The sequence below is a fragment of the Streptomyces sp. NPDC039465 genome (assembly GCF_055639315.1).
In genome coordinates, this window is record NZ_JBVKAP010000005.1 from 436788 (window position 1) to 454229 (window position 17442).

Consider the following 17442-nt stretch of genomic DNA (forward strand, 5'->3'; position numbering starts at 1 on the left):
GGGAGGGTCTGAGGTCATGTCCGAGCAGCGCTTTGGTGAGTTCGTCGCGGTACGGCGTCACGGGGACGGGCATGTCGCGGAGCTGGTGCTCGACCGGCCCAAGGCGATGAACGCGGTCTCCACCGAGATGGCCCGGTCGATCGGCGCCGCCTGCGACGCGCTGGCGGCCGACCCCTCGGTCCGGGTCACGGTCCTCACCTCGTCCAACGACCGGGCGTTCTGCGTGGGCGCGGATCTGAAGGAGCGCAACTCCCTCACGGACGCCGAGCTCGTGCGTCAGCGCCCCACCGCGCGCTCCGCCTACACGGGCGTCCTCGAACTGCCGATGCCGACCGTCGCGGCCGTGCACGGCTTCGCGCTCGGCGGCGGCTTCGAGCTCGCGCTCGCCTGCGACGTGATCGTGGCCGACGGCACCGCGGTGGTCGGACTGCCCGAGGTGTCGGTCGGTGTCATCCCCGGCGGCGGCGGCACCCAGCTGCTGCCGCGCCGGGTCGGGGCCGCGCGCGCCGCCGAACTCGTCTTCACCGCGCGCCGGGTGGCCGCGGCCGAGGCCCGTGAGCTGGGCCTGGTCGACGAGCTCGCCGAGGACGCCCGCAGCGCCGCGCTGGAACTGGCCGGCCGGATCGCGGGCAACTCCCCGGTCGGGCTGCGCGCCGCCAAGCGGGCCATGCGGCTCGGGCAGGGGCTCGATCTGCGGGCCGGACTCGAGGTCGAGGACGCGGCCTGGCGGTCGGTGGCCTTCTCGGGCGACCGGGCGGAGGGTGTGGCCGCCTTCAACGAGAAGCGGAAGCCGCAGTGGCCGGGGGAGTGAGCCCGCTCCCGTAGCCGCCCGTGTCGGCGTCACTGTCCGTGACTGGGTGCGGACGGTGACGTCCCGCGAGGGAAAACGGGTGAAACCTCCCTAAGCTGTAGGAATGGGCGAGGATGTTCGGCTGCGGGCCGTGGTGGCGCTGGCGCAGGCGACTGCCGCGGCGCACACGCCGCGTGAGTTCTGGCGCGCCGCGGCGCTCGGGGCCAGGGACGCGCTGGGTGGGACGTTCGCGGCGCTGTCCGTCTGGGAGCGGGAGCTCGGCCGGCTGAAGGTGCTGGTCAACGCGGGCGAGCGGGCGGTGGGGGAGGAGGAGTTCCCCGACTCCGAGACCTATCCGGTGCATCAGTTCCCCGAGATCACCGAGTTTCTGCACGAGCAGTGGGCCGGCGGCGGCGAGCCCGACGCCTGGGTGGAGACCGCCGACGGCGACCTGGACCGGTACCGCGTGATTGCACTGCGCCGCCGCGGCCGGGGCTGCTGCGTGGTCGCGCCGATCGTGCTGCACGGGCGGGCGTGGGGCGAACTGTACGTGGCCCGGCCGGCCGGGGCGCCGGTGTTCGACCGGGCCGACGCGGACTTCGCGACCGTCCTCGCGTCCGTGGTCGCGGCCGGGATCGCGCAGGCCGAGCGCCTGGAGGAGGTCCGCAGGCTCGCCTTCACCGATCCGCTGACCGGGCTCGCCAACCGGCGCGCGGTCGACACCCGGCTCGACGAGGCGATCGAGCGCTACCGCGCGGACGGTTCCGTGGTGAGCCTGGTCGTCTGCGACCTGAACGGCCTCAAACGGGTCAACGACACCCACGGCCACGCGGTCGGCGACCGGCTGCTCGAACGGTTCGGCTCGGTCCTCTCGCGGTGCGGAGCCATGCTCCCGGGCGCGCTGGCGGCCCGGCTCGGCGGCGACGAGTTCTGCCTGCTCTCGGTCGGCCCGAGCTCGGACGAGGTGGTCAAGGTCGCCGACGAACTGTGCGTACGGGCAGGTGAGCTGGAGCTCGGTGAGGGGGTGGCCTGCGGGATCGCCTCGACCGGTGACCCGATCGGCCCGCTCCGCTCGGCCCGCCGGCTGTTCCGCCTCGCGGACGCGGCGCAGTACCGCGCCAAGGCCGCCCGCTCCTCGAAGCCGGTGGTGGCCGGCCGCGACGGCTCGGTCGTCCGGCTCGCCGACGCCCCGCCCCACCGCGACCGGCGCCGCTTCCGCGACGCGGTGGTGGAGCCGCTTGAGCCCGGACCGCGCGAGCCGGGGACGTAAGGCCGTCCGGCCGTAAGGGTCCGTCAGCTGAAGGACTTGTGACACGGACACCTAGTGACACGTTGGGATTCAATCCGTACGCTGCTGAATATGGATATGCACACAGTTGTGCTCGGGACGACCGGCACCACCGCACAGGACGTCCTCGCCGTCGCCCGCCACGGCGCCCGGGTCGAGCTCTCCCCGGAGGCCCTCGACGCGCTCGCCGCCGCGCGAGGCATCGTGGACGCGCTCGCCGCCAAGCCCGAGCCGGTGTACGGCGTCTCGACCGGCTTCGGCGCGCTCGCCTCCCGGCACATCAGCCCCGAGCTGCGCGCCCAGCTCCAGCGCAACATCGTCCGCTCGCACGCCGCGGGCATGGGCCCCCGCGTCGAGCGCGAGGTCGTCCGCGCGCTGATGTTCCTGCGGCTCAAGACGGTCGCCTCCGGCCACACCGGCGTCCGCCCGAGCGTCGCCCAGACCATGGCCGACGTCCTCAACGCAGGGATCACGCCCGTCGTGCACGAGTACGGCTCCCTCGGCTGCTCCGGCGACCTCGCCCCGCTCAGCCACTGCGCGCTGACCCTGATGGGCGAAGGCGACGCCGAGGGCCCCGACGGGACCGTACGCCCCGCCGGCGAGCTGCTCGCCGCCCACGGCATCGCGCCCGTGGAACTGCGCGAGAAGGAGGGCCTCGCCCTCCTCAACGGCACCGACGGCATGCTCGGCATGCTGATCATGGCCCTCGCCGACCTCGAGCTCCTCTACAAGTCCGCGGACGTCACCGCCGCGCTCACCCTCGAAGCCCTCCTCGGCACCGAGAAGGTCCTGCGCCCCGAGCTGCACGCCATCCGCCCCCACCCGGGCCAGGGCGCCGCCGCGGCCAACATGCTCGCCGTCCTCAAGGGCTCCGGCCTCACCGGCCACTTCCAGGAGGAAGAGGCCCCCCGGGTCCAGGACGCCTACTCCGTGCGCTGTGCCCCGCAGGTCGCCGGTGCCGGACGGGACACCATGGCCCACGCCCGCCTCGTCGCCGAGCGCGAGCTCGCCTCCTCGGTCGACAACCCCGTGGTCCTGCCCGACGGGCGCGTCGAGTCCAACGGCAACTTCCACGGCGCCCCGGTCGCGTACGTCCTCGACTTCCTCGCCATCGCCGCCGCCGACCTCGGCTCGATCGCCGAGCGCCGCACCGACCGGCTCCTCGACAAGAACCGCAGCCACGGCCTGCCGCCGTTCCTCGCGGACGACGCCGGTGTCGACTCGGGCCTGATGATCGCCCAGTACACGCAGGCCGCCCTGGTCAGCGAGATGAAGCGGCTCGCCGTCCCGGCCTCCGCCGACTCCATCCCCTCCTCGGCGATGCAGGAGGACCACGTCTCCATGGGCTGGTCCGCCGCCCGCAAGCTGCGTACCGCCGTCGGCAACCTGAGCCGGATCCTCGCCGTCGAGCTGTACGCCGCCACCCGCGCCGTCGAGCTCCGCCGCGGCCTCACCCCCGCGCCCGCCACCCAGGCCGTCGTCACCGCCCTGCGCGCGGCCGGTGTCGAGGGCCCCGGGCCGGATCGTTTCCTCGCCCCCGACCTGGCCGCCGCCGAGGCCTTCGTACGGGAGGGCAAGCTGCTCGCGGCCGTGGAGCCGGTCACCGGCCCACTGGCCTGAGCCGCCCGCGCCGACGTGAAAGGGCCGCACCCGGATCTCCGGGGGCGGCCCTTTTCGCCGTCTTCGTACGGTCAGCTCTGGCGGCCGGCCCGGCGCATCGCCAGCGTCACGAACCCCGCTCCCACCCCGAGGAACGCGGTCCCGCCGATCAGATACGGGGTCGTGCTCACCGAGCCCGTCTCCGCCAGTCTCAGCTGCTGCGTCCCGCTCGCGGCCGCCGTCCGCGGCTGATGCCCGGTCCGGGCCTCGTCCGTGGCGTTGGCCGACGGCACGAACCACAGGGCGCAGAGCAGGGTGCCCGCGGCGGTGGCGGTCAACAGGGGGCGTCGAGCGACAGACACAGATTCGATCCCCTTTACGGCAACCGGGAATTGGCGTGTCCGCCGATGCTAATGAACTCAGCGGGTCGCAGGAAAGTCGCGACCGTCGCGCGGCCTACGCTCCGACGTATGAGCACTTCTGAGACATCACGTTATGTACGGCTTCGGGTGGAGGTGGTCCTCGAGATCGAGGACACCGAGGCGCTGACCGCCGCCGCCATCGGCCGGATCGAGGACGACGACTTCATGCCCGAGGAGGAGCGGTCCCATGCCCGCTCCGCCGTACGCGAGGACGAGGCGGAGGCGCTCGCCTACCTGATCGAGCCGTTCGACCTGGTCAGCGAGGTGCCGGGGATCGAGCTCGCCCAGGCGTCCTGGAGCAGCGAGCAGATCGAGTACGACCCCGACGCCCAGGAGTGGGACCTGGACGAGGAAGATGAGGAGGAGGAAGAGGACGAGGGCGAAGGGATCGTGGATCCCGGCCGCTCCTAGGGCACGACGCCGACCCGCGGCGGGCCCCGGGCGCCCCACCGGCCCGCCGCGGTGCGCCGCGGCCCGGGACCCGTCCGCTCCCTCGGCATCCCCGCGCGTATACCGGGAACCCCCCGGTGCACGGGCGCGTCGCTCAGTGGTGTTCCCCACATCTCGGCCAGATGTGGAACCGCTCGGGTTGTTATGGGTGTTGTTGGAAAGAGATGGCAGGGAATCGGCAGCGATGGAGAAGCGTGTGATGACGGCAAGCAAGCGGCGGGGCCTGGTGGCCGCGTCCGCGCTGCTCGGCGGCGTGATGGTGCTTTCGGCCTGTACGGGCGACGGCGACAAGGGCGGCAGTGCGGCCGCCGACGCCTCGAAGCAGTCACAGGCGCAGATCGACGAGGCGGCCGCCCAGGAGACCTCCAAGGCCCGAATAGTCATCTCGCCCAAGAACGGCGCCGACAACGCCGGTATCAACAACGACGCCAAGGTCACCGTCAGCGACGGCACCCTCACCCAGGTCACCATGACCACGGCCGACGGCAAGAGCGTCAAGGGTGAGATGGCCGCCGACAGCAAGAGCTGGAAGCCCAGCGAGCAGCTGGACCGCGCCACCGCCTACAAGATCGCGGCCACCGCCAAGGACTCCGACGGCCGTGAGGCCCACGAGAACTCCTCCTTCACCACCGTCTCCAAGGCCAACAGCTTCATCGGTAACTTCACGCCCGAGGACGGCTCCACCGTCGGTGTCGGCATGCCGGTGTCGATCAACTTCAACAAGGCGATCACCGACAAGAAGGCCGTCCAGAGCGGCATCAAGGTGTCGTCCAGCACCGGCCAGGAGGTCGTCGGCCACTGGTTCAACTCCCAGCGGCTCGACTTCCGCCCCGACCAGTACTGGACCGAGGGCTCGACCGTCACGCTGAAGCTGAACCTGGACGGCGTCGAGGGCGCCAAGGGCGTCTTCGGTGTCCAGCAGAAGACGGTCACCTTCAAGATCGGCCGCAACCAGGTCTCCACCGTCGACGTCGCCACCAAGACCATGAAGGTCACCCAGGACGGCAAGACGATCAAGACGATCCCGATCTCCGCCGGCTCCCCGGAGAACCCGACCTACAACGGTCAGATGGTGATCTCCGAGAAGTTCAAGGAGACCCGGATGAACGGCGCCACCGTCGGCTTCACCGACGACGACGGCAAGGGTGAGTACGACATCAAGGACGTCCCGCACGCCATGCGGCTGTCCACGTCGGGCACCTTCATCCACGGCAACTACTGGGGCCCGGACTCGATCTTCGGCTCCACCAACACCAGCCACGGCTGTGTCGGTCTGAACGACGCCAAGGGCGCCAACGACCCGAACCAGCCCGGCGCCTGGTTCTACGACAACTCGATCGTCGGTGACGTCGTGATCGTCAAGAACTCCAAGGACGCCACCATCAAGCCCGACAACGGCCTCAACGGCTGGAACATGAGCTGGTCGCAGTGGAAGGCCGGCTCGGCGGTCTGAGCGACGGCGACACGAACATGAGAAGGCCCCCGGATCGTCCCGGGGGCCTTTTTGCTGCACCGTCGTCGGCGTCACGCCGCCGCCGGGCCGCGCGAGGGCCGGCGGCGCAGCCAGTAGTGCCACGTGACCACGAAGAGCAGCGGGCCCCAGGCCACCAGCGGCAGATAGCACAGGGTCATCACCCAGTACGCGATGCCGTCGGGGGAGTCGGGGTGCCCCATGGTCTCCGGGCCGTTCCAGCCGAGGGGGCCCATCACCCCCAGCACGGTCAGGACGCTCGCTCCCAGGGTCGCCGGGACCACGGCGACCGCCGTCGGTACCCGCCGCCCGCCCACCAGCGGCAGTCGGCGGGGGAAGACCTGCCCCCAGGGCCGCACCAGACCGAGGGCGAGCAGCCCGAGGCCCTCGGCGACCAGGGTCAGCGCGATCATGTAGAGCGAGAACCAGCTGCCGAACCGTACGTCGGCCATCCAGCCGCCGGTGAAGCCCGTGTCGATGCCGAACGCGGCGGCCAGGCGCCACAGTCCGCTCGGCAGCACGGTCAGCGCGGTCGCCTGTGCCGTACGGACGACCCAGCGCGGCGGCTCCGGCCCGGTGTGAGGAGCGGTCATCGGTCGGCCTTCGGGGTCGGCGGCAGGACGTGCCGGACGGTGAAGTCGCCGCTCCTGGCGGTCTCGTAGGGCGCCGCGCTCAGACACACCGGCACGTTCGCGTCCGGGATGTCCTCGATGGCCCAGCTGTAGCCGACCCGGTCGTGCCGGCCGCCCTTGCCGCCGTCGTAGACCGTGAACCCGACCCGCTTGCCCACGATCCGCGGGTCCGGATGGTCGGTGCGCTCGATGACCCCGGTGGCGGTGGCGACCGGGCCGCCGGTGAGCAGACAGTCGATACGGCCCTCGAACCACGCGCCCTTCTTGCCGTCCGCGGTGTGGTGGCTGAAGCGGAACGTGCCACGTGAGGTGCCGCCGGCCTCGATCGGGGCGAACCCACGGGCGTCGAAGGCGAAGGTGACGAGATCGCCGCCCTTGCCGCGGTCCATCGTGGCGGAGCCGGTGAGGCTCGCCTCCTTCACCGCCTTCCGCGCGGTGGCCGCCGTCGGCTCGGCGGGGGTCGCCGTCGCGGGGGTGCCGCCGAAGGCGAGCAGTCCCACCATGGCGGCCGTCCCCAGAGCCGCTCCCCAGGTGATCTTCGAGTGACGCATCGGCCGAACTCCCTTTGCTCGTCGCTGACCTGCGGTTCCTGCTGTCGTTCTGACGTGATCAGCTTCCGCCGGGGGCGGGGTGCGCCACCATCGGCCGACCGGCAGATCCCCGCGCGCCCCGGCGCGCCCGCCTCTGCCGATCGGCGGATGCCCGCGCCCGCGCCCCGCTCTCTACGCTGGCCCGATGAGACGTGACGTGGTGGTGGGAACGGCGGCGGTCGTCGTCGCGTGCGCGGGGGTGGCCGCGGCCGGTTCGTACGTGGCCGTGCCCGCCGCGCTCGCCGCCGCGGCTCTGCTCGCAGGGGCGGCCGGGCCCCGCGCTTGGCGCCGGCACGCGGGCCGGGCCTGCGCCGCCGCGGCCGCCGCGCTCCTCGCCGTCACCGCGCTCGGCTACGCGCAGGGCGCCGGCGAGGACGGCTCGCGCTGGCTGTTCGGGGCGGCCACCGCTCTCCTCGCGCTCCAGGCGGCGGCCTTCCGCTGGGCTCCCATACGGGAGGCGGGTCTCGGCGTCGGCCTCGCGGCCACCGCGCTCGCGCTGTGGACTCAGCCCCTGCTGCCCGGCGTCACGTTCCTGGAACGCGTCGGCATGGGCGCGTTCTGGACCCTGCCCACGCTCGGCGCCGCCGTCGTGGGCGGCTACCCCCGGCTGCGTGAGCGCCGCGAACGCCTGGCCGTGTACGACGCCCGCCGCACCCAGCAACTCACCCTCGCCCACGACCTGCACGACTTCGTCGCCCATGACATCAGCGGCATCGTCGCCCAGGCCCAGGCGGCCCGCTTCGTGGCCGCACACGACCCGGCCGCCGTCCTGCCCGCCCTCGAACGGATCGAGCGGGCCGGCCTCGCCGCCCTGGAGTCGATCGACCGTACGGTGACGATGCTGCGGGCCGCCGGAACCCCCGCGGCCCGCGAGGCCCTGCCCACCGTCGTCGAACTCGACGACCTCGTACGGCGCTTCGGTGACAGCGGCGCCACCGAGGCCCGGCTCACCATCGCCCCGGACGCCGCGGACGCCCTCTCCCGCGAGGCCGCCGCCACGGTCCACCGGATCGTGACCGAGGCGCTCACCAACGTACGCCGCCATGCCCCCGGCGCGGCCCGCGTGGACGTCACGCTCGTCCGGCAGGGACACCACGTCCGGCTCGACGTCACCAACGACATCCCGCCCGGCCCCGCACCCACCCGCCCGCGCGGCGGCAGCGGACTGCTCGCCCTCACCGAACGGGTCCGCGCACTAGGCGGCACCCTCGAAGCCGCCCCCGCCGACGGCCACTGGCGGACCACCGCCACCCTCCCGGCCCTCGGCCCCGCTCCCGGAAGGACCCCATGACCACCCGCATCCTGATCGCCGACGACCAGGACGACATACGCAACGGCTTCCGGCTGATCCTCGACTCCCAGCCGGACATGACCGTCGTCGGCGAGGCCGCGGACGGAACGGCCGCCGTCGAACTCGCCCGCACGCTCCGGCCGGACGTCGTCCTCGCCGACATCCGGATGCCCCGCCTCGACGGCCTGGAGGTCACCCGCCTGCTCGCCGCCGAGACCCGGGTCGTGGTCGTCACCACCTTCGACCTCGACGAGTACGTCCACACCGCCCTGTGCCACGGCGCCTGCGGCTTCCTGCTGAAACGCTCCGGCCCCACCCTGCTGATCGAGGCGGTACGCGCCGCGATGGCCGGCGACACCCTCATCAGCCCGCAGATCACCGTCCGCCTCCTGCGACGCCTCACGGCGCCTCCCGCGGCCCCGCCCGCCGACCCCCTGACCTCCCGCGAGCGGGAGATCGTCGCCCTGGTCGCCCAGGGCCTGACCAACGCCGAGATCGCCGACCGGCTGTTCATCTCGGCCGGCACGGCGAAGACCCATCTCGCCAACATCCAGGCCAAGTTGAAGGTGCGTAACCGGGTCGGCATCGCGGCCTGGGCCTGGGAGGCGGGCCTGGCCGACCCGCGGCGGTGACACCTCCGCGGCGCCCGGCCGGCAGCAGAACCGGCAGCAGACGACGAGGGCTTCCCTGACACAAGGTGTCAGGGAAGCCCTCGTACGGTCCTCGCATGCCTTTCGCCGAGAAGCACCTCACGGTCCCGCCGCCGATCGACGTGGCGGGCCGCCGCATCAAGCGCTACCACGTCACCGCCGACCCGTCCGGCATCGCGCCGGAGGTCGAGAAGGCGGCCTACGCCCTCCTGCCCGACCTGCTGCCGGAACAGGACGGGACCCCGCCCGCCGCCTTCGTCGTCCTGCACCGCGGGGACGACGACGGCGCCTACCTCAACGTCTACAGCTGGGTCTGGGACAACGTCCTGCACTTCACCGGCGCGGCGGCCGGGCAGCCCGCACTGGACTGCCCCGACCACGACCCGACCCACTTCGTCCGCACGAACCGCCCCTGGATCGGCTGCGTCTGGGAACTCCCGCCGCTGCTCCACGAACGGGACGCCTGGGTCCGCCACATCCTGGCCCCGGACACCCCGGACCTGGACGCCTATGTCGCCGACAGCCTCCCGGAGGGCACCACGGGCGACCGCTGACCGCGCGGCGGCCCAGAACGCCTGACCGCCGTCAGCCGTCCGCCTTCGCCACCCCGATCGGGCACGAGACGCCCGTGCCGCCGATGCCGCAGTAGCCGCCCGGGTTCTTGTCCAGGTACTGCTGGTGGTACGGCTCCGCCGGGTAGAAGGGGCGGCCCTCCGCCGGCAGGATCTCGGTGGTGATCGTCGCGTAACCGGAGCCTGTCAGGACCTTCTGGTAGGCCTCACGGGACGCCTCGGCCGCCGACGCCTGCGCCGGGGAGTGGGTGTAGACGGCCGAGCGGTACTGGGTGCCGACGTCGTTGCCCTGGCGAAAACCCTGGGTCGGGTCGTGGGACTCCCAGAAGAGCTTCAGAAGCTGCTCGTAGGTGACGACGGACGGGTCGAAGACGACCCGGACCGCCTCCGTGTGACCCGTCAGGCCCGAGCAGACCTCCTCGTACGCGGGGTTCTCGGTGTAGCCGCCCTGGTAGCCGACGAGGGTCGTCCACACCCCCGGCGTCTGCCAGAACTTCCGCTCGGCGCCCCAGAAGCAGCCGAGACCGAAGTCCGTGACCTCAAGCCCCTCGGGGTACGGGCCGAGCAGCGGGTTGCCGAGGACCGTGTGCCGGGACGGAACCAGGAACTCGGGGGTCGCGCGGCCCTTCAGGGCCTGCTCCGGGGTGGGGAGGACGGGGGTGCGGGACAGGAACATACGGGGGCTCCTCGGGGAGTCGGGTCCGTACGGCACAACGTGCCCGGCCCGTCCCGCATTCCTCGGCCGGTCAGCGGGCCTTCCGCACGGTCTCCTCGCGGGCCGCCACGTACTTCGCCACCGGGTCGGGGAAGTAGGACCACGGGAACGCGCCCGCGTAGCCGTCCACGAGCCGGAACTGCTCCAGCGCCTCGGGGTAGCGGCGCAGCTTCACCAGGTACCAGACGAGCAGCAGCCGCACCTCGGGCAGCCGCAGGTGGCCGGGGTCGGCGGCCGCGACGTCGGCGGCGAGCGCGTCGACCATGGCCGACACCTCGGGGGTACGGAAGCCGCGGGAGGTGTGGCCGAAGGCCTCGTGCTCGTACCAGCAGATCAGCGGGAACGCCCGCAGCAGGCTGCCCATCGGTGCCGACGCGGCCGCCTCCGCCGCGAACGCCGTGGCCAGCTCCACCGAGCCGCACCACTTCTGGCACCAGTACTGCAGGGCGTGGTAGTGGGCCTCGTAGTGGTACGGGTCCCGGGCGGTGATCTCGGCGAACAGCGCGCGCATCTCGTCGTGCGGGCGGCCGAGCGCGATCCCGGTCCAGATGTCGGCGACGGCCGGCGTCGGGTCGTCGTCGGAGGCCAGCTCCGCGGCGCGGGCCGCCTCGGTCTGGGCCTGCCTCATGATCCGGTGGAAGCCGTGGAACTGCTCCCAGCTGGTGTCCTTGGCCCGCCCGGCGCCGCGCACCTTCCCGGCCAGGGACACGCTGCTCCTGGCCCGGATCACGGCGGCGTCCGGGTCGTCGGGCCGGGCCGACTCCCAGGCGAGGAGCCACGTGTCGTCCTCGGCGGCCACGGATCCGAGCGCGGCGGTGTGGTGCGAGCGGCGCTGCCAGTCCTTGCCCACGGCGGTCAGGAGCGAGGCGGCGGGCTCCCACTCACCGGCCTTCGCGGCGGCCAGCGCCGCGGCGAGCTCGGGGGAGCGGGGGCCGGGCAGGTCGCCGTCGATCCGGTCCTTCGGCAGGAAACCGAGCTCGACCGAGCGCCGCTCGCCGCTCGTGTCGAGGTCCGGCGAGGAGCTCACGGACGCGGCGCTGCGGCGGCTCTTCAGCCAGAAATAGACCGCCACACCGATGACGATGAGCGGGATGAGTCGGGCCATGAAGGCTCCTTGGTTCGGGGGAGAAACTCAGGGGAGAAACTCAGGGGAGAAGATCAGGGGAGAAATGCGGGGGAGAGCTCAGGCGTCCAGCTGAGGAGAGGCGCCCGGCGTCAGCAGGGCGCGCAGCGGGCCCGTGTCCGGCCGGTCCGCGAGCGCCGCGTCCACCGCCGCGTCCACCGCCGCGTCGAGGTCCGTCTCCGTGCCGTCGGGGCTCGAAGGCAGGCGCACGGTCGCCGCCCGCGACCACGAGAACTCCCAGCGGAGCCGGCCGTGGGCAGCGAGGTCGGCCAGCGCCATGGCGTTGACCGCCTTGCGCAGCGGGGGCCGTACGAACTCCCGGAACGCCCGCCCGGTCGCGGTCGCCGCCTCCTGCGAGAGCGGCAGCCGCTCGGCCAGCTTCCACAGCTGGCCGTCGTCGATGACCTTCAGCAGCGCGGCCGTCGTCGGGCGCTCCTTCGTGTGCATCCACAGCGCCTGGTGCAGGGGCGTGTCCAGCGCGTTCAGCCGCGAGACCATCGAGCCGTCCAGCAGCTCCTGCCAGTCGGCGGCGCGCCGGAAGGTGAGCACGTCCGGGACGAGGACGGCGTCCTCGAGGGCGGCGAGCGTACGCTCCGGGGAGACCAGCTGCCCGATGGCCGCGCCCAGCGCCTCGTCGGTCCGGCCGTCGGCGGGCAGCTCCTCGATTCGGCGGACGCGGTCGGCGATCGGCGGGTGGGAGTCGTACGGCGAGGCGGGCTCGGTCGGCAGGTCGTCGCGCATCTCGACGAGTTCGAGCGCCCGCGCGTCCAGCATCCGGTCGAAGCCGCCGAACACCTCGCCGCGCGGCGGCAGCAGCCGGGCTCCGGCGCCCAGCGTCGCGTAAGAGCCCATGTAGAAGTCGTGGGCGGCGTCGAGCGCCGGGATCTCCCGGAGCGCGCCCGCGGCGGCGTCCCGGCCTGCGATCCGGGCGGCGGCCAGGTCGGCGGCGTACTCCGCCCGGCGGGACCCGGCGAGCGTGGCGCGCAGGTAGAGCTTGGCGTACGCCTTGTAGATCTTCGCCATCGTCCGGTAGGTGAACCCGGCGCCGCCGGTGTCGACCTCCTTGGCCCGCTTGCCCTTGGCGACGGCCCTGGCGTTCTTCTGCTCCTGGCGGGCCTGCTCCTTGGCCGCCGTCTTCGCGGCCCGCTCCTCGAAGTGCGCGATGGTGCGCATGACCTGGGCGCGGCCGCGCCAGGTGAGCGCCCCGAGGCGGGTGTCGGCGTTCGAGAAGTGGCCCAGCTCGTGTGCGAGTACGGCCCGGAGCCGACCCTCGCTGAGGCCCTGCATCAGGGGCACGCCGAGGTAGAGGCGGCGCGGACCGGGCAGCAGGCCGAGGAGGCGGGCGTCCTCGGTGACGGCCGCGTTGACGTCGGCGGTGAGCACGATCTCGGCCGGAGGGCGGGTGCCGACCTGGGCGGCCAGGTCGTGGACGGCCGCCCACAGCCGCGGTTCGTCCGCTTCGGTGACGGACAGGCCCGGTATCGGCTCGCCCTTGGGCGTACGGAGCATGAACAGGCCGCGGACGACCGGGACGACGAGCAGGAAGGAGACGACGTAGAGCTTGGCGGCCACCGCGCCGGGCACCCACAGATAGAGCGCGTAGTCGATGCCGGCCAGCACGGCCAGCAGGATGAAGCCGAGCAGATAGAAGCCGGCGAGCAGGACGAGGGCGCGCAGGGCGCGCAGGCTTGCCCTCATGGTGTTTCGGAACCCCCCACGGGAACGTCCCCCACCACATGAGCTGCTGGCAATGTCCATGCCGAGCTGGTGGGGGACGGGGAGTATCCAACAGTGCGACGGCGGCCCGCAATCCTGTTGAAGCGGGCCGCGATCCCGCGGAAAGGGGCTGAGCGGGCCTCCCGTCAGTGCCGCAGCGTCGCCGGGCTCCCGCCGTTCGCCTCGAACCCCGCCACCGCGAGGTTGCGGTAGATCGTGTACTCGGCGGGCGGGTCCACGCTGACCGTCCACGGCAGCGCCCCGATGTGGCCGTCCACATGGATCAGTTGGTGCATCGCCTCAGACCAGCGTTCCGCCCGGACCAGGAACATCACCAGGAGATGGCGCACATGCGCCAGCATCGGGTCGTCCGGGCGGGCCGAGTGCACCGCGTACAGCGCGCCCTCCATCGCCTGCGACACCACCGCCGTCTGGTAGAAGCCCTGCACCAGCGTGATCTCGGGCAGATGCTCGTAGACCGCGAACAGCGGCAGCGCCGCCAGCAGGGAGCCCTGCGGGGCGCGGGCGGCGGCCGAGCGGGCGAAGCGGTCCGCGTCGTCGCGCGAGCCGTGCCACTTCTCGCACCAGTAGTGCAGCGCCGCCAGATGCGCGCCCATGTGCTGCGGCGCCCGGTCCATCACCTTCGCCCACACCTGGTCGAACTGCTCGGGGGCGTAGGCCAGTCCACGGGCGACGGCCAGCTCCACGATGTACGGCACCGGGTCGCCGGGCGCGAGCAGCGCCGCCTGGTCGCAGGCCGCCCTGGCCTCTTCGAGGATGATCCGGAAGTCGTCGGTGCCGGCCGTCGACGACCGCCACGCCTGCTGCACCAGGAACTCCGCGTGCACGGCCGCCCCGCCCGCGTCCTTCGGCGCCTCGGCCCGCCACGCCCGCAGCCACGCCCCACCGGTGCCGGGCTGCTCCTGGAGCTCGAGCGACGCCGCGCCCGCGAAGGCCTGCACCCGCTGCCAGCGTGCCTCGCCGTCCTTCGGCGTCCCGGCGAGCAGCTGGGAGGCGGCCCGCCAGTCCTGCGTGCGCTGCACCAGGTCCAGTACGTCCAGGAGGTCCTGGTCAGGGCCGGGCAGCCGGACGTCCAGCTGCTCCTGCCGTACGAAACCATAGGCGCCCGGGTCCGCGGCGTCCGGCGAACCGGGCGCGGCCAGCTGGATGCCACCACCCCGGCGGCGCCTCAGAAGGGGGCCGAGCGCCGCGACCAGCATCGCCATCGCGATCAGGAACCAGAGAATCTCCATGACGCCATTGTCCCGGACGGCTCGGGAACCGGCGGTGACCGGGACTACGCTCAGGCGCATGAGCGACCAGCACACCCACCAGAGCTTCGAGACCCGCGCGATCCACGCGGGCAACACCGCCGACCCGCTGACCGGCGCGGTCGTCCCGCCCATCTACCAGGTGTCCACCTACAAGCAGGACGGTGTGGGTGGTCTGCGCGGCGGATACGAATACAGCCGCAGCGCCAACCCGACCCGTACCGCCCTGGAGGAGAACCTGGCGGCGCTGGAGGGCGGCCGGCGCGGTCTCGCCTTCGCCTCCGGCCTCGCGGCCGAGGACTGCCTGCTCCGTACGCTGCTCGTCCCCGGCGACCACGTGGTCATCCCGAACGACGCCTACGGCGGCACGTTCCGGCTCTTCGCCAAGGTCGTGCAGCGCTGGGGCGTGGACTTCTCCGTCGCCGACACCTCCGACCTGGCGTCGGTGCGGGCGGCGGTCAACGACCGTACGAAGGTCATCTGGGTCGAGACGCCGTCGAACCCGCTCCTCGGCATCACCGACATCGCGGCCGTCGCCGACGTGGCCCGCACCGCCGGCGCCAAGCTGGTCGTCGACAACACCTTCGCGAGCCCCTACCTCCAGCAGCCGCTGGCGCTCGGCGCCGATGTCGTCGTGCACTCGCTGACCAAGTACATGGGCGGCCACTCCGACGTCGTCGGCGGCGCGCTGGTGACGGCCGACGAGACGCTCGGCGAGGAGCTCGCCTACCACCAGAACGCGATGGGCGCGGTCGCCGGCCCCTTCGACTCGTGGATCGTGCTGCGCGGCATCAAGACCCTCGCGGTGCGCATGGACCGGCACAGCGAGAACGCGGGCCGGGTCGCCGAGATGCTCACCCAGCACCCGAAGGTCACCCAGGTCCTCTACCCGGGCCTTGAGGACCACCCGGGCCACGAGATCGCCGCCAAGCAGATGAAGGCCTTCGGCGGCATGATCTCCTTCCGCGTCCAGGGCGGCGAGGAGGCGGCCGTCGAGGTCTGCAACCGCGCCAAGCTCTTCACCCTGGGCGAGTCCCTGGGCGGTGTCGAGTCCCTGATCGAGCACCCGGGCCGGATGACGCACGCCAGTGTGGCGGGCTCGGCCCTGGAGGTCCCGGCCGATCTCGTACGCCTCTCCGTCGGTATCGAGAACGCCGACGACCTGCTGGCCGACCTGCGCGAGGCGCTCGGCTAGCGTTTTTCACCATCGGCCCCGGGAGTAGTCCCAAGCCCGGGGCCGGTGCGCGTGATCCCGGGGCCCGTGTGCTGAACCCCGGGCCGGCTCAGGCGCTGACCTTCTCGTCCTCCAGCGACTCCTTGACCATCTTCCGCAGCTCGGGGGAGTCCTCGTGGCCGTGGACCGAGATCGCGTGCTCGGTGGCGGCCCGGATGACTTCCTCCTCCTCGCCGGCGATGACGAGGGTGCAGTTCATGACGCTCGGGGACTTACGGCAGTCGGCGACTTTCCTGGTCATGGCGGCCTCCTCTGACTGGATGCGTGCCGCTCCTTCCAGGCTAGGCCCGTCCTCACCAGCCTTCGAGCGGCGGCGACGTCTCCAGCGGCGGCACCGCCCACGGCTCCGCGACCGACGCCCACACCACGAACGCGACCACCGCCGCGGACAGCAGCAGCCAGCCCGTGCGCCGCACCAGCCGGTGGCGGCGCAGCAGCACCGAACCGCGCTCGGCGGCCCGCTCGGCCAGATCGGCCGGCACCTGCGGATGCGGGCCGTCCAGCATCCGCCGGACCTCCTCCTCGCGCCGGTTGCCCCCGCTCACAGCGCCACCCTCGGCCCGGCCGTGCGCATCGCGCTGACGGCCCGCGCGCAGATCGCCCGTACCCTCTCCGCCGGCAGCCCGAGGAGCGCCGCCGTCTGCTCCTCGGCCACCCCTTCGTACAGCCGCAGCACGAGGATCAGCCGCTCCTGCGGGGAGAGCCGGGACAGCACCCCGCCGCCCCGGCCCCGGTGGTGGCGCCAGGCGGTGCGGGCGAAACGGGTCGCGAGCTCCTGGCGGGCCCTGTCGTACGGATCCTCGCCGCGCAGCCGGTCCCACCCGGCGTAGGTGTGCGCGAGGGCGGCCGTCAGCAGGCCCCGCGCGCGGGGGTTGCGGTGCGGCTCCTCGGCGGTCAGCAGGGTCGCGGCATGCAGCAGCCGGCCGGCCACGCCCGCGACGAAGGCTTCGAACTCCCGGGCGCGGAGGCGCTCCTCGGATGCCTGCCGCTCTCGCACGTCCTCATTTGGGGCCAGCGGCGGGCACCCGGTCAAGAGGTCGGTACGGCCCGGTTCGGCCCTGGTGCGGGCCCCGGTCTCAGCCGGCCTGCGGAGTCTGCGGCTCCGCGGGCGGCAGGCCCGACTGGCGGGCGGAGAGCGCGGAGTTGAAGCGCGTCAGCAGGGTGCAGAAGGACTCCCGCTCCTGCGCCGTCCAGCCGTCCGTGACCTGGGCCATCAGCTGGCGGCGGGAGGAGCGGACCTCCTCCAGGCGGGACAGCCCGCGCGGGGACAGCTGGAGGACGACCGCGCGGCCGTCCTCGGGGTGGGAGGTGCGCTTGACCAGTCCGGTGTCGACGAGCGGCGCGACCTGCCGGGTCACGGTCGAGGAGTCGATCCCCATTCCGGCCGCGAGCGCCTTGACGCCCATCGGGCCCTCCTGGTCCAGCCGGTTCAGGAGCAGATAGGCGGCCCGGTCCATGGAGTTGCGGAGCTGGCCCGTGCCGCCCAGACGCGTCTGCTCCGCGCGGCGGGCGAAGACGGCCACCTGGTGCTGGAGGGCATCGAGGAGACCGGGGTCAAGCTCAGTCGTCATGTCCTGAGATGTGGGCATGGCAAGGGGGCTCTCTCGTGCGGTGGTCGGTTGGTGGGG

At 72.8% G+C, this 17442-nt stretch carries 20 protein-coding genes; 9 read left to right on the forward strand and 11 right to left on the reverse strand.

Annotated features, from left to right (window positions below; all coding sequences use genetic code 11):
• The first annotated feature begins 16 nt into the window (after positions 1-16).
• The 3 genes from ACZ7LT_RS19970 (at position 17) to hutH (ending at position 3698) form a co-directional block, all read left to right on the forward strand.
• Positions 17-811 carry an enoyl-CoA hydratase/isomerase family protein gene (locus ACZ7LT_RS19970; RefSeq protein ID WP_471237355.1) on the forward strand — a complete coding sequence of 265 codons (795 nt, stop codon included), beginning with the start codon at positions 17-19 and terminating at the stop codon, positions 809-811.
• A 103-nt stretch (positions 812-914) separates the two neighbouring features.
• Positions 915-2060: a GGDEF domain-containing protein gene (locus ACZ7LT_RS19975; protein ID WP_471237356.1), complete on the forward strand. Its 1146-nt coding sequence runs from the start codon at positions 915-917 to the stop codon at positions 2058-2060.
• Between the two features lie 96 nt (positions 2061-2156).
• Positions 2157-3698 carry a histidine ammonia-lyase gene (gene hutH, locus ACZ7LT_RS19980; protein WP_471237474.1) on the forward strand — a complete coding sequence of 514 codons (1542 nt, stop codon included), beginning with the start codon at positions 2157-2159 and terminating at the stop codon, positions 3696-3698.
• Between the two features lie 71 nt (positions 3699-3769).
• Here the strand turns inward: hutH and ACZ7LT_RS19985 are convergent, their stop codons facing one another.
• Complete coding sequence (locus tag ACZ7LT_RS19985; protein ID WP_471237357.1) at positions 3770-4039, reverse strand: LAETG motif-containing sortase-dependent surface protein; 270 nt, start codon at positions 4037-4039, stop codon at positions 3770-3772.
• A gap of 108 nt (positions 4040-4147) precedes the next feature.
• Between ACZ7LT_RS19985 and ACZ7LT_RS19990 the strand changes: the two genes are divergently transcribed.
• Together ACZ7LT_RS19990 and ACZ7LT_RS19995 are read left to right on the forward strand one after the other, a co-directional pair.
• Positions 4148-4510 (forward strand): hypothetical protein, encoded by a 363-nt coding sequence (locus tag ACZ7LT_RS19990; protein WP_471237358.1) that lies wholly within the window; start codon positions 4148-4150, stop codon positions 4508-4510.
• A gap of 223 nt (positions 4511-4733) precedes the next feature.
• Complete coding sequence (locus ACZ7LT_RS19995; protein WP_471237359.1) at positions 4734-6002, forward strand: L,D-transpeptidase; 1269 nt, start codon at positions 4734-4736, stop codon at positions 6000-6002.
• A gap of 71 nt (positions 6003-6073) precedes the next feature.
• On the opposite strand, the gene ACZ7LT_RS20000 is transcribed toward ACZ7LT_RS19995, so the two are convergent.
• Positions 6074-6613, reverse strand: a complete 540-nt coding sequence (locus ACZ7LT_RS20000; protein ID WP_471237360.1) for a hypothetical protein — start codon at positions 6611-6613, stop codon at positions 6074-6076.
• Entirely contained in the window at positions 6610-7203 is a 594-nt protein-coding gene (locus ACZ7LT_RS20005) for a hypothetical protein (RefSeq protein ID WP_471237361.1), read from the reverse strand. The genes ACZ7LT_RS20000 and ACZ7LT_RS20005 overlap by 4 nt, the downstream gene beginning before the upstream one ends.
• 184 nt (positions 7204-7387) lie before the next feature.
• Between ACZ7LT_RS20005 and ACZ7LT_RS20010 the strand changes: the two genes are divergently transcribed.
• From ACZ7LT_RS20010 to ACZ7LT_RS20020, 3 genes are all read left to right on the forward strand, one after another.
• Positions 7388-8533, forward strand: a complete 1146-nt coding sequence (locus ACZ7LT_RS20010; protein ID WP_471237362.1) for a sensor histidine kinase — start codon at positions 7388-7390, stop codon at positions 8531-8533.
• Positions 8530-9165: a response regulator gene (locus ACZ7LT_RS20015; RefSeq protein WP_471237363.1), complete on the forward strand. Its 636-nt coding sequence runs from the start codon at positions 8530-8532 to the stop codon at positions 9163-9165. The genes ACZ7LT_RS20010 and ACZ7LT_RS20015 overlap by 4 nt, the downstream gene beginning before the upstream one ends.
• Positions 9166-9260: 95 nt before the next feature.
• Positions 9261-9737 carry a hypothetical protein gene (locus tag ACZ7LT_RS20020; RefSeq protein ID WP_471237364.1) on the forward strand — a complete coding sequence of 159 codons (477 nt, stop codon included), beginning with the start codon at positions 9261-9263 and terminating at the stop codon, positions 9735-9737.
• 31 nt (positions 9738-9768) lie between these two features.
• On the opposite strand, the gene msrA is transcribed toward ACZ7LT_RS20020, so the two are convergent.
• The 4 genes from msrA to ACZ7LT_RS20040 all read right to left on the reverse strand — a co-directional run bounded on the left by msrA (position 9769) and on the right by ACZ7LT_RS20040 (position 14562).
• Positions 9769-10431 (reverse strand): peptide-methionine (S)-S-oxide reductase MsrA, encoded by a 663-nt coding sequence (msrA, locus tag ACZ7LT_RS20025; RefSeq protein ID WP_471237365.1) that lies wholly within the window; start codon positions 10429-10431, stop codon positions 9769-9771.
• A gap of 70 nt (positions 10432-10501) precedes the next feature.
• A complete protein-coding gene (locus ACZ7LT_RS20030; RefSeq protein WP_471237366.1) occupies positions 10502-11575 on the reverse strand; it encodes a hypothetical protein in 1074 nt (357 codons plus the stop codon).
• A 78-nt stretch (positions 11576-11653) separates the two neighbouring features.
• Complete coding sequence (locus tag ACZ7LT_RS20035; protein ID WP_471237367.1) at positions 11654-13291, reverse strand: M48 family metallopeptidase; 1638 nt, start codon at positions 13289-13291, stop codon at positions 11654-11656.
• A 164-nt stretch (positions 13292-13455) separates the two neighbouring features.
• Complete coding sequence (locus ACZ7LT_RS20040) at positions 13456-14562, reverse strand: hypothetical protein (RefSeq protein ID WP_471237368.1); 1107 nt, start codon at positions 14560-14562, stop codon at positions 13456-13458.
• 58 nt (positions 14563-14620) lie between these two features.
• Between ACZ7LT_RS20040 and ACZ7LT_RS20045 the strand changes: the two genes are divergently transcribed.
• Complete coding sequence (locus tag ACZ7LT_RS20045) at positions 14621-15775, forward strand: cystathionine gamma-synthase (protein WP_471237369.1); 1155 nt, start codon at positions 14621-14623, stop codon at positions 15773-15775.
• A gap of 88 nt (positions 15776-15863) precedes the next feature.
• Here the strand turns inward: ACZ7LT_RS20045 and ACZ7LT_RS20050 are convergent, their stop codons facing one another.
• The 4 genes from ACZ7LT_RS20050 to ACZ7LT_RS20065 form a co-directional block, all read right to left on the reverse strand.
• Positions 15864-16055 carry a DUF1059 domain-containing protein gene (locus ACZ7LT_RS20050; protein WP_028797892.1) on the reverse strand — a complete coding sequence of 64 codons (192 nt, stop codon included), beginning with the start codon at positions 16053-16055 and terminating at the stop codon, positions 15864-15866.
• Between the two features lie 52 nt (positions 16056-16107).
• Positions 16108-16359 carry a hypothetical protein gene (locus ACZ7LT_RS20055; protein WP_471237370.1) on the reverse strand — a complete coding sequence of 84 codons (252 nt, stop codon included), beginning with the start codon at positions 16357-16359 and terminating at the stop codon, positions 16108-16110.
• The gene (locus ACZ7LT_RS20060) at positions 16356-16811 is read right to left on the reverse strand and encodes a sigma factor-like helix-turn-helix DNA-binding protein (RefSeq protein WP_471237371.1); all 456 of its coding nucleotides are present in this window, start codon (positions 16809-16811) and stop codon (positions 16356-16358) included. Before ACZ7LT_RS20060 ends, ACZ7LT_RS20055 begins: the two co-directional genes overlap by 4 nt.
• 79 nt (positions 16812-16890) lie before the next feature.
• Positions 16891-17403 (reverse strand): MarR family winged helix-turn-helix transcriptional regulator, encoded by a 513-nt coding sequence (locus ACZ7LT_RS20065; RefSeq protein ID WP_471237372.1) that lies wholly within the window; start codon positions 17401-17403, stop codon positions 16891-16893.
• Positions 17404-17442: the final 39 nt, after the last annotated feature.

Coding starts and splice junctions, on each gene's coding strand:
- ACZ7LT_RS19970 (WP_471237355.1), top strand. CDS start 17: ATGTCCGAGCAGCGCTTTGGTGAGTTCGTCGCGGTACGGCGTCACGGG.
- ACZ7LT_RS19975 (WP_471237356.1), top strand. CDS start 915: ATGGGCGAGGATGTTCGGCTGCGGGCCGTGGTGGCGCTGGCGCAGGCG.
- hutH (WP_471237474.1), top strand. CDS start 2,157: ATGCACACAGTTGTGCTCGGGACGACCGGCACCACCGCACAGGACGTC.
- ACZ7LT_RS19990 (WP_471237358.1), top strand. CDS start 4,148: ATGAGCACTTCTGAGACATCACGTTATGTACGGCTTCGGGTGGAGGTG.
- ACZ7LT_RS19995 (WP_471237359.1), top strand. CDS start 4,734: ATGGAGAAGCGTGTGATGACGGCAAGCAAGCGGCGGGGCCTGGTGGCC.
- ACZ7LT_RS20000 (WP_471237360.1), bottom strand. CDS start 6,613: ATGACCGCTCCTCACACCGGGCCGGAGCCGCCGCGCTGGGTCGTCCGT.
- ACZ7LT_RS20005 (WP_471237361.1), bottom strand. CDS start 7,203: ATGCGTCACTCGAAGATCACCTGGGGAGCGGCTCTGGGGACGGCCGCC.
- ACZ7LT_RS20010 (WP_471237362.1), top strand. CDS start 7,388: ATGAGACGTGACGTGGTGGTGGGAACGGCGGCGGTCGTCGTCGCGTGC.
- ACZ7LT_RS20015 (WP_471237363.1), top strand. CDS start 8,530: ATGACCACCCGCATCCTGATCGCCGACGACCAGGACGACATACGCAAC.
- ACZ7LT_RS20020 (WP_471237364.1), top strand. CDS start 9,261: ATGCCTTTCGCCGAGAAGCACCTCACGGTCCCGCCGCCGATCGACGTG.
- msrA (WP_471237365.1), bottom strand. CDS start 10,431: ATGTTCCTGTCCCGCACCCCCGTCCTCCCCACCCCGGAGCAGGCCCTG.
- ACZ7LT_RS20030 (WP_471237366.1), bottom strand. CDS start 11,575: ATGGCCCGACTCATCCCGCTCATCGTCATCGGTGTGGCGGTCTATTTC.
- ACZ7LT_RS20035 (WP_471237367.1), bottom strand. CDS start 13,291: ATGAGGGCAAGCCTGCGCGCCCTGCGCGCCCTCGTCCTGCTCGCCGGC.
- ACZ7LT_RS20040 (WP_471237368.1), bottom strand. CDS start 14,562: ATGGAGATTCTCTGGTTCCTGATCGCGATGGCGATGCTGGTCGCGGCG.
- ACZ7LT_RS20045 (WP_471237369.1), top strand. CDS start 14,621: ATGAGCGACCAGCACACCCACCAGAGCTTCGAGACCCGCGCGATCCAC.
- ACZ7LT_RS20050 (WP_028797892.1), bottom strand. CDS start 16,055: ATGACCAGGAAAGTCGCCGACTGCCGTAAGTCCCCGAGCGTCATGAAC.
- ACZ7LT_RS20065 (WP_471237372.1), bottom strand. CDS start 17,403: ATGCCCACATCTCAGGACATGACGACTGAGCTTGACCCCGGTCTCCTC.